Genomic DNA, 9735 nt, shown 5'->3' with positions numbered 1-9735 from the left:
TTCCTAAAATGAGCGCCCCATTTGTAGCTGTTGTATTCGTAAGACCTACTGATAAGAAGAAATGATGGCCGACTACGTTGAACAAGCTGCCAAAAATAATAAACTTCCATGCTTCCTTACTCGGCCTTCGAATTTTCCGCATCAAAGCCATAATGAGAAAGACTGAGATCCCTGCCGTAAAAATTCGCAAAGAGGTAATGGTAACGGGCGGAAAATAACCTACAAGTATCTTGACAACTGGCACATTAAATCCCCAAGCCATCATAATCGCTATTAGCAAAAGATAGGTTTGTATATTTTTCAAAATGATTTCCTTCTTCCTTCACTTTCACATAATTAAACCTATTTTAGCATGGAAATCTTTACAAATTCATTTTATTTGAATCCATGAAGAAAAAAGCCAGCTCTCACAATAGAGAACTGACTTCATTATTCAATACTATTTTATATTCTGCTCATGGCGCTGATCTTTATCAGCTTTTACTTTAGGGCCTTTTTTCGGCTTTGGTCCCATGTTGTCGAAGCGAGCTAGGTCATAAACTGCTGCTCCCACAATCTCTGCTACATCCTGAAGCTTTTCTTTGCTGATTTTATCAATGGAATCTTCAGGTGTATGGTACCAAGGCTCAGACGGACTGTGGATAAATAATGCTGCTGGGATTCCTGCTTCGGCAAATGGAACATGATCACTGCGTCCGCCTTGGCCATATGGAGTTGGTTCTCCGTTAAGTCTTGTGCTTGAAGCCTGGGCAAGCTCAGTCACTAGGTTAGGCTTCCCATCAAGAGTAAGCAAGACTAAATCTCCCGCATCCCTGCTTCCAACCATATCAAGGTTAAAGTTAGCAATCGTGCGCTCTTGTTCGTCATCTGATAGATTGTTAACATAGTAGGTTGAGCCAATTAATCCAAGCTCTTCCGCGCCAAATGTAATAAATTTAATTTCTGTATCAGTCGGCACGTTTTTAAATACACGTGCAAGCTCAAGTGTCGTTGCCGTTCCGGAGGCATCATCATTTGCTCCTGGTGCACCTGCAACTGAATCGTGGTGAGCCCCAACGACAATTACTTTACCGGTATCTTTTTGTTTATTTGTCGGTTTTTTCGTAGCGATTACGTTATGGGAAAGACTTTCTCCCGCTTTAGCACCCTCAATTTTCAAGCTTGTCCTTAATTCGGTTCCTGCATTTAGCTTAGCAAGAAGTGCCTCGCCCTCCGCTTGCGTTAAAGAGACAGCCGGAACATATTTATCATTGGCTTCGCCAAGCGTTCCGTTTACTGCACCGCCCGTATTATTAAAAATAATAACTCCTGCAGCACCTTTTTCAGCCGCATTTAACACTTTTTCAGCGAAACTAATATCACCGCGTTTGATGAGAGCAATTTTTCCAGTCAGATCTGTATTGGCAAGCTCCTCTTTCTTTCCTAAGTTTGCATAAACAAGATCACCCGAAACATTGCCGCTTACTGTGTATGTAAAAGAACTTGGTTTAAGCACTCCATCATAGCCATTTACGTTCAATTCAATCGAACTTGGAGGTGTATAGCCATAAAAAGTAAACGGCTGTAATTCAACATCATATCCATATGACTCGAATTGTTCTTTAATATACTTGACTGCTTGTTCCTCAGCTTCTGTACCAGCCACACGTGGTGTTTTAGATAAATGTTCAATATTTTTATAAATATTTTCTGCATTAATCTTATCGATGACTTTGTGATCAAATACATTAACTGGCTGAGCTTGTCCAACTTCATTCGGCTTCGCAAATACAGCCGAAGTGCCGACCGCACCAAAGGCTAATGTGGTTGCTAGCGCCATAGATAATAATGGTTTTTTCATAGAATCCCTCCTAAGACATAGATTAATAAAAATATTAAACTATTCTAAATATTAAGGAAGGGAATTTGTAACTACTCCGAGGTAGGACAAATAATCTATTTTTTTCCATTTTTGTTTAACTAAGGATAAAAGACACGGGTAATAAAGCATGACTTGCAGCTTTGTCGAAAAATAAGCACGAAAAAAGCCAGCCCATTAAAGGCTGGCTCATCCAAATTATTTTAAAACATCGTGGTCAACATAACGTTCACCATTTAACTCACTAATCACATTAATGGCAACTTTTGCGCCGTCTCCTGCTGTGATGATCGTGTGCACGCTTACCCCTGCAGCAGTGCCTGCTGCCCATATTCCATCAATATTCGTTTTTCCGGCTACATCCACATCAAAAATCGTTTTAACTCTCGGTTCTGTACCATCTTTTGTTTTTAATCCTGCTTTTTCGGCAAGATCTGTTAAAAAGCCTGTTGCGAGAATCACATGCTTAGATTCATATGTCTGATTATCTGTTTGAACCGCGAATCCAGCCTCTGACTTTTCAATATTTTCAACGGATGCTTCAACAATTTCAGCACCGAATTTAGCAGCCTGCTTCTTCCCAACCTCGACTAAATCTGGACCTGAAATCTCAAGCACGCCATAATGGTTCTCTAACCATGCACGCTTCGTTACACTTTTATCATTATCAATGACTAATACCTTTTTTCCTGCTTTAGCAGCGAATAATGCCGCACTTCCTCCTGCTGGCCCTGCTCCAATTATTGTAATATCGTACATAACTTGTTTCCTCCTAAATATAATTTCATAATATTAGATTAACTAAATAAAGGCTCTTTGTAAAATAATGTGACTTATACAATTCAGCCCTATTCTTCTCTACTATTATGGACTTCATGAAGGGAAGAAAACTCTAGTCCTCGTCTTTAATATCTCGATCCTCTGGAATTGGTTCATTTTCCAATTCCTTGACTAAATTTTTATATTTCTCCAGCTGTTCAAAATGTGTCTTAAACTGATCCCTATAGACCAATACCGCCCCTTCACTATCATGTAAGACTCGAACTTTTCCTTGTAAAATTAAGTTCTCCACATATGTTACTGAGACAGATAAATATTCTGCTGTTTCTTCAATGGTTAAATACAATATAATGTCACTCCAGTAATTTTTTTTGTCTTTTACTGTCTATCAAACTAGGATAAAATGTTTATGGACTGGAAATTTATTTTTCTAGTTATAACTATACCATTACGAACATAGGGAAATGGAATGATTATTTTCTCCATTCGGGTATGGAACAGGAGTTACACGAATCAAATGAACAAAAAGAAACTCTTTATCCTATACATAATGATAAGTATTATTTGGATTTTTGGCACCAACTATCTTCTTAGTCAATTTCAGCCTTCTTCACTTATCAATACGATCGAAAGAATGAAGGAACTGCTTTATATACTTACAACCGGCTGGCTATTTTATTATTTTATGGAAAAGATGGAACGATCAAACAAACTTAAAGGAGAAGAAAGGCGATTATCAACCCTTATCAACTCAATGGTTGACTTCGTGAACTTCAAGGACGGGGAAGGGCGCTGGATCGAGGCCAATGAATTTGGCTTAAAATTATTTCAGCTTGAGGATGTAGATTACAAAGGAAAAAAGGACTCGGAACTAGCAGAATATACAGAGTTTTACCGGGACGCGTTAATCTACTGTGAGGTATCGGATGAAGAGGCTTGGAAGAATAAAGGGATCACACGTATTGAGGAAGTCATCCCTCTTCCGAATGGTCTGCAAAAAACGTTTGACACGATTAAAGTCCCTCTCTTTCATGAAGACGGCAGCCGCAAGGGTCTAGTCATTATTGGAAGAGATATAACAGAAAGAAAGATCGTTGAAAACCTGCTAAAAAGAAGCAGGCAAAAGTATAAATCCCTATTTGAATATAATCCTGATATTGTTTATATGATCAATCTGAACGGAATCATAACAAATGTAAATCCGCAATTTAAAGCTGTTACTGGCTATGATGATCAAAGAATAATTGGCAAAAATATTAAAGACTCGCTGCCATTAGAAGGACAAAAGGCAATCCAAAAGGCGATTTCTAATATCCTAAAAGGAGAATGTGTTCAAAAGTATGAGCTTAAGCTGCCCCATAAGAACGGCGAAATCATCACATTGCAATGCACGAATCTTCCGATCATCGTAAATGGGACAATCGATGGGATTTTCGGTTACGGAAAGGATGTCACCCATATTAGGCAAACGGAGGAAAGACTAAGACGAACAGAAAAGCTGTCCGTTGTTGGTGAACTAGCTGCAAGTGTGGCACATGAAATTCGCAATCCGCTTACCTCGCTCATCGGATTTGTTCAACTGCTTCAGAAGGAGAACGAAAAAGATCATTTATATCATAAAATTATGCTAGACGAATTAAACCGAATTAATTATATAGCCGGGGAGCTGCTCCTGTTGGCTAAGCCCCAGCAGGTCCAGTTTACCCGTGCCGATATCCATCTCATTCTATTTGAGGTCATTTCATTGCTTCAATCTGATGCCAATTTATATAATGTCCAAATTGATTTTATTTCAGATATTCAAGAATATACGATAGACTGCGAACCAAATCAATTAAAGCAGCTTTTTATCAATATCATCAAGAATGCCATTGAGGCATCCCCAAGCAAAGGAAAAGTGGACGTCTATTTAAAACCGGAAGAGAATGGCGAAGTCCCCATTTTTGTGAAGGATCAGGGCTGTGGTATTTCTGAAAAACGGCTGGAAAAAATCGGCGAGCCGTTTTATTCTTCCAAAGAAAAAGGAACAGGATTAGGTCTGACTGTCAGCTACAAGATTGTGCAATCTCATAATGGTTCAATCGTATTCAATAGTAAAATAAATGAAGGAACAGAGGTCCTAATCAAATTACCAGTAACGAATGAAAAAAGTGTAGAACAAACAACTAATTAATAAAAGAAGATCTATTAATCAAGCGTTTGATTAGTAGATCTTCTTCCTTTTTAAAGGCTATATTTATCCTTTGATTTCAAGCAGTTTTTGTCTTAAGTCGCTTTCCATTGTTGCCAGCTCTTGCTCAGCTAGGCGGCGCTTCTGGCGTCCTTCCTCCTGAATTCTTAAAGTCTCTTCCAGTGTAGAAATTAAATTTTCTTGAGTTTTCTTTAATGTTTCAATATCAACAATGCCACGTTCATTTTCTCTTGCAGTCTCAATGGTGTTCGTTTTTAACATTTCAGCGTTTTTCAACAAGAGCTCATTCGTTGTCTTAGACACTTGCTTTTGTGCCTCTACCGCATGGCGTTGCCTAATCAGCGTTAGGGCAATGGCTACTTGATTTTTCCACAACGGGATAGCAGTCATAATAGACGATTGGATCTTTTCAACAAGCGCCTGATTCGTATTTTGAATTAGACGGATTTGCGGAGCGCTCTGAATCGTAATTTCTCGGCTTAATTTCAAATCATAGAGTCGTTTATCTAGCCTGTCTGCGAACTGAATCATATCATTGACTTCTTGGAACTTCATTTGGTCGTTCGACTCTTCGGCTTTTTTCCTTAATGCTGGAATCGTTACATCATGCAATTCCTCGAGCTTAATTTCACCCGCTGCAATATAAACATTTAAGGCATGGAAATATTCTTTGTTATTCTCATAAAGCCTTTCAAGCATGACCACATCTGAAAGCAGGATATTTTTGCTGCGTTCAAGCTTTACGCTAATTCTGTCAATTTGTGCGCCAGTTTTCTGGTATCTGGACAAAGTCTCTTGTATCGAGCTTGAGATTCTGCCAAACATACGTGAAAGAAAGGATGATTTCTCCCCCTTCAAATCATCTGGATTCACTTCATTAAACTTCATCATTAATTCACTAATGATTTCCCCTACTTCCCCGATGTCCTTTTTTTGGACTTGTTCGAGCATCGAGTTGGAGAAGGACAATAGCTTTGACTGTGCAGGCGTCCCGTAAGAGATCATCGCCTGATGATTTGTCGGATCAATTTGCTTAGCAAGCTCGTATGCCATTTGTCTATTTTCTTCTGGAATCACGTCAATCAGCTTAACAGGTTTTTCTTTTATCGGTTCATTTTTGCTAGTCAGCTCAAGATTTTCCCCAAATGGATTAGATAGCAGATCATCCATTAAGTTTGTACTGCTTGTGTTTTTTAAAAGAGTTGGATTGTGCTCACTCATTTTAATCTCCTGCTTTCATCGATAATTCGTGAATCCTTTATGGTTTTAATTGTATGCTTGGCGACATCAATTTCGAAGTTCAGCTGGTCAATATCATCTGAGATGACTTTATATAAATCCTCTTCTACCATGGCCGTCAACTGTTCAAGGGTACGGCGTGTTTCATAAAGTGACTGGTCGAGCTCATATGTTTTCTTGGGCTGAGCGGATAAAAACACATATTTCTCCGAAAGCTCAACGGCTGAATCTAAATGGGAAAAGTAAAATTGTTCCGCTTTGTAAAAACGTTTTGGCTCCTTTTTCGTTAGCCTGTATATTTTTCTCGTTGTTCGCATTAGTTCCATTCTTTGCTTCAAAGAAGGAATATGACGAATCGAGAAAAGCGCCTTATGCAAGCGGGAAATTTTTCGTTTGGAATCATCGATGTTTTTCTTAATAAATTGGTATTCCTTCCTTGTCAGTTGATGGCGTTTTAAGAACCTTTGCTTTTGTATCATGCCTGTCATTAAATAAGCAAGAACTCCGGCCCCAAAACCAATGGCACCTGAGAGCCAGAATGTTTGGTTAAAGGCAAAATAGCTTAGCAGCCATACACTGGACGATGTTGGAAGAGCAATTAACATTCGTAATAGAAATGCTAAAAATTGATTCATATTTAATCGACTCCTAAAATCAAATTCGCCTGGGCGAATTTGCGCCCAGATTTTTATCGAGCGAGCTCGATAATTTCCTCTAAAAAATCTGAGGCATCCGCCGGAGGCTTATCTTTATTCAGCTAGGGCTTTACCCCCTGCTGAATTGAATACCTGTTTGCATTAATCTTATCACTTTAGAAGTGAAAGACTAATGCTGAATAAAGATAAAATTCTTAATATATATACGTATGAAGTAAATACAGGTTTCAGCTATAAAAAATTCCTTCTCTTCTATAAAGATACAGGAAAATTTCACTTTCATCTATAGACCTCAACCTTAAATTATTATAGGACTTGAGACGTAGCAAAACAAAATTAGCGAGCGAGAATTAATTTCGGAAACATATAAAAAAACCATTCACGGCCAGCGTTCTAGCCATGAATGGTTTCTGCTCAGAAACTATTTTATTGAATTTTTAATCGCTTGCTCAAAGGCTGCAATAATATCTTCCGGATGTTCGATGCCAACAGAGATCCTTACGACCTCTCTCGTAATACCTAACGCTTCGCTTGCTTCAGGTGGAAGGGCACGGTGAGAGGTCAGTAAAGGATGCGAAACCGTTGTCTCAACTCCGGCAAGGGTCGGAACTAATTTTACCCATGAAAGGGATTTAAAGAATTGATTAACATCTATACTTTTTGAAAGCTCGATCGTAACCATTGCGCCATATCCTGTCTCTGCTTCATTAAAAGGATAATACACCTTGGATATATTTATATTCCCCTGAAGAGCCTCAGCTAGTTTTCTTGCATTAGTGGTTTGGGTTCGCATACGAAGGGCCAGTGTTTTAAGCCCACGGCATGTAAGCCAAGCTTCAAATGGACTTACATTTGCGCCGAGATTTACGACTTTCGCTTTCGCCTTTTCTACTAAATCTGCTCTTCCGACAACGACCCCGGCAGTAACGTCACTATGACCGCCAATATATTTCGTTGCACTATGAACGACTAAATCTGCGCCGAGCTTAAATGGGCTGCAATGTAAGGGAGTTGCAAATGTGTTGTCAACAAGCACAGCTAATTGATGCATTTTCGCAAAATGAACAACAGCTTCAATGTCCTCCACTCTTAAAAGGGGATTGGTGATCGATTCTGTATACATTAGCTTTGTGTTTGGCTGAATAGCCTGTTCCACATGCTGCAGATTGGAGAAGGACACAAATGTTGTTTCAATCCCCAGTTGACTTAATTCTTCTTTTAATAAGTGGAAGCTGCCCCCATAAACATCTTCCGCAGCAATGATATGATCACCGCTTTTTAGCACGGTAAGAACCGCTGCCAATATAGCTGAAAGCCCTGATGATGTGGCAACACCTGCAGGGGCGCCTTCGAGTGCTGCAACCGCCTGACCAAGTTCATCGGTATTTGGATTGCCAACACGAGAATATAAGTAATTCCCTTCCCCTTGGTAATACCCCTCCATGTCATCTAAATCTTCAAAAGTAAACGCAGAAGTTTGATAAATAGGTGTTACCTTGCTTTTTATCGGTTTCTTTGATTTTTCTACACTGTGCAAAACTAATGTTTCAAATCTCTTTTCCAAAACAGACACCTTCTTTGTAAATATAAATTATTTTAATAAAAGTTCGATTAATTGAATTTTATCAATATTTCACCTGAAATCCAATTGAAATTCTTATATGATTCATCAATTAACTAGGATTTATTTCTTTTTGACTAAAGACCGTTATTTGTGGGACCAAATATTAAACCCTCACTATAAAAGCTCTATGGCGCTTGTTTTCGTGTTGCTCTATCGAAAACGCTCACCATGAATGATCTATGGCGCTTGTTTTCGCGTTGCACTACCTAATACACTCACCATGAATGATCCATGACTCTCGTTTTCGCGTAGCTCTATCGAAAACACTCACCATGAATGATCCATGGCTCTTGTTTTCGCGTTGCTATACCTAAAACACTCACCATGAACAAGCTTAGTTTATTGAATAACGATAAATCAAAAATCTCTCATTTGGATTATGTTTAGATTCCGGTAATAAGACCTCTTTCGTCAATTCAAAGGCAGTTTGATTTTCTAAAAAATAAGTATAATCCTCTGATGGATAATATAATATTAGCTCGATGTTCCGTTTACATTTTTCCACAGACAACAGGATATTGTTGATAACCTTCATAAAGATTTGTATTGAAAACGGATTGAAAAAATAAAACCGATTGTCCGCTGGATCAATTTCGTATTCTTCAGCTAAACAACAATGAAAGTGAATATCATCTTTTCTATTTTTGAATTTCTTTCCATACCTCTGAAGATTTTCAAGCGCTTCTGCATAATATCCTTCATTCATTTCCACCCCAACCGCTGTAGAATGGAATAAATAATTTGTAAAAAAGTTTAATCTACCTTTTCCACACCCAAAATCAACTAGCCTGTCACTGCTTTTCAGTTCATATTGGTTAAATAATAGGTCAAGTGCACTGTATGGAGTTGATTCATATCGATGGTAGTGAAAGGATTGATTGAAGCCCTTTTGATCCCCACATGTCCTAATATTTAATAATCCGTCAAAATAACGTTCGTTCATAAAAATGATCTCCTATTCTAACAACATTACCTATTTGAAATAATTTACTTTTTACCCATATTTGGCTATAATTAAATAGTTATAAACTCCTACTTACAACTGCTTTTCTACAAAACTTCTAAACCATCATCTTGAATTTCGTATATATTAAAATGTACATCATATACTCTCATTGCAACAGGAAAAGTATCCATCCAATGGCACTTACTAAAAAATCGCACCCTCTACATGCATGAATCAATTTCACCCTAATGATGACTAGTCAAAATATTTATAAAACAATTCGCTAAACGGAGAATACAATAATTCCTGCTATTTTTTTATCATATGATTCATTATAAAGTGAAACTTCAATCAGTGGGGGTTTTCCGACACACAGGACGTGCTAGCGTCGACAAAGACATTAGGACGTGGCGATCTTAGTTGGCCTTCATCCCCCACTGA

The 9735-nt window shown here is 38.3% G+C and carries 8 protein-coding genes and 1 pseudogene (1 of these 9 only partly in view); 1 reads left to right on the top strand and 8 read right to left on the bottom strand.

The genetic code is table 11. The features are described 5' to 3' along the window. The 4 genes and pseudogenes from V7149_RS14985 to V7149_RS14970 form a co-directional block, all read right to left on the bottom strand. Nucleotides 1-265, bottom strand: a pseudogene (locus tag V7149_RS14985) (DMT family transporter); it reaches 564 nt to the left of the window's first position. A 174-nt stretch (nucleotides 266-439) separates the two neighbouring features. Then, a complete protein-coding gene (locus V7149_RS14980) occupies nucleotides 440-1840 on the bottom strand; it encodes a M28 family peptidase (RefSeq protein ID WP_335346414.1) in 1401 nt (466 codons plus the stop codon). 216 nt (nucleotides 1841-2056) lie between these two features. Next, entirely contained in the window at nucleotides 2057-2617 is a 561-nt protein-coding gene (locus V7149_RS14975; RefSeq protein WP_335346413.1) for an FAD-dependent oxidoreductase, read from the bottom strand. Between the two features lie 133 nt (nucleotides 2618-2750). Then, nucleotides 2751-2984 carry an excisionase family DNA-binding protein gene (locus tag V7149_RS14970; RefSeq protein ID WP_335346412.1) on the bottom strand — a complete coding sequence of 78 codons (234 nt, stop codon included), beginning with the start codon at nucleotides 2982-2984 and terminating at the stop codon, nucleotides 2751-2753. A 171-nt stretch (nucleotides 2985-3155) separates the two neighbouring features. Between V7149_RS14970 and V7149_RS14965 the strand changes: the two genes are divergently transcribed. Then, nucleotides 3156-4811, top strand: a complete 1656-nt coding sequence (locus tag V7149_RS14965; RefSeq protein ID WP_335346411.1) for a PAS domain S-box protein — start codon at nucleotides 3156-3158, stop codon at nucleotides 4809-4811. A 63-nt stretch (nucleotides 4812-4874) separates the two neighbouring features. On the opposite strand, the gene V7149_RS14960 is transcribed toward V7149_RS14965, so the two are convergent. The 4 genes from V7149_RS14960 to V7149_RS14945 form a co-directional block, all read right to left on the bottom strand. Continuing rightward, nucleotides 4875-6050, bottom strand: a complete 1176-nt coding sequence (locus V7149_RS14960; RefSeq protein WP_335346410.1) for a toxic anion resistance protein — start codon at nucleotides 6048-6050, stop codon at nucleotides 4875-4877. Continuing rightward, the gene (locus tag V7149_RS14955; RefSeq protein ID WP_335346409.1) at nucleotides 6047-6703 is read right to left on the bottom strand and encodes a 5-bromo-4-chloroindolyl phosphate hydrolysis family protein; all 657 of its coding nucleotides are present in this window, start codon (nucleotides 6701-6703) and stop codon (nucleotides 6047-6049) included. Before V7149_RS14955 ends, V7149_RS14960 begins: the two co-directional genes overlap by 4 nt. 442 nt (nucleotides 6704-7145) lie before the next feature. Next, nucleotides 7146-8288, bottom strand: coding sequence for a trans-sulfuration enzyme family protein (locus V7149_RS14950; RefSeq protein ID WP_335346408.1), 1143 nt, complete (start codon nucleotides 8286-8288; stop codon nucleotides 7146-7148). Nucleotides 8289-8682: 394 nt separating this feature from the next. Further along, complete coding sequence (locus tag V7149_RS14945) at nucleotides 8683-9291, bottom strand: SAM-dependent methyltransferase (protein ID WP_335346407.1); 609 nt, start codon at nucleotides 9289-9291, stop codon at nucleotides 8683-8685. Between the last annotated feature and the right edge of the window lie 444 nt (nucleotides 9292-9735).

It is taken from the genome of Bacillus sp. JJ1503 (assembly GCF_036965125.1).
Classification (GTDB): Bacteria; Bacillota; Bacilli; order Bacillales; family Cytobacillaceae; genus Cytobacillus.
Note: the sequence above shows the minus strand (reverse complement) of the source record. Positions and strands in the feature narration are given on the sequence as shown.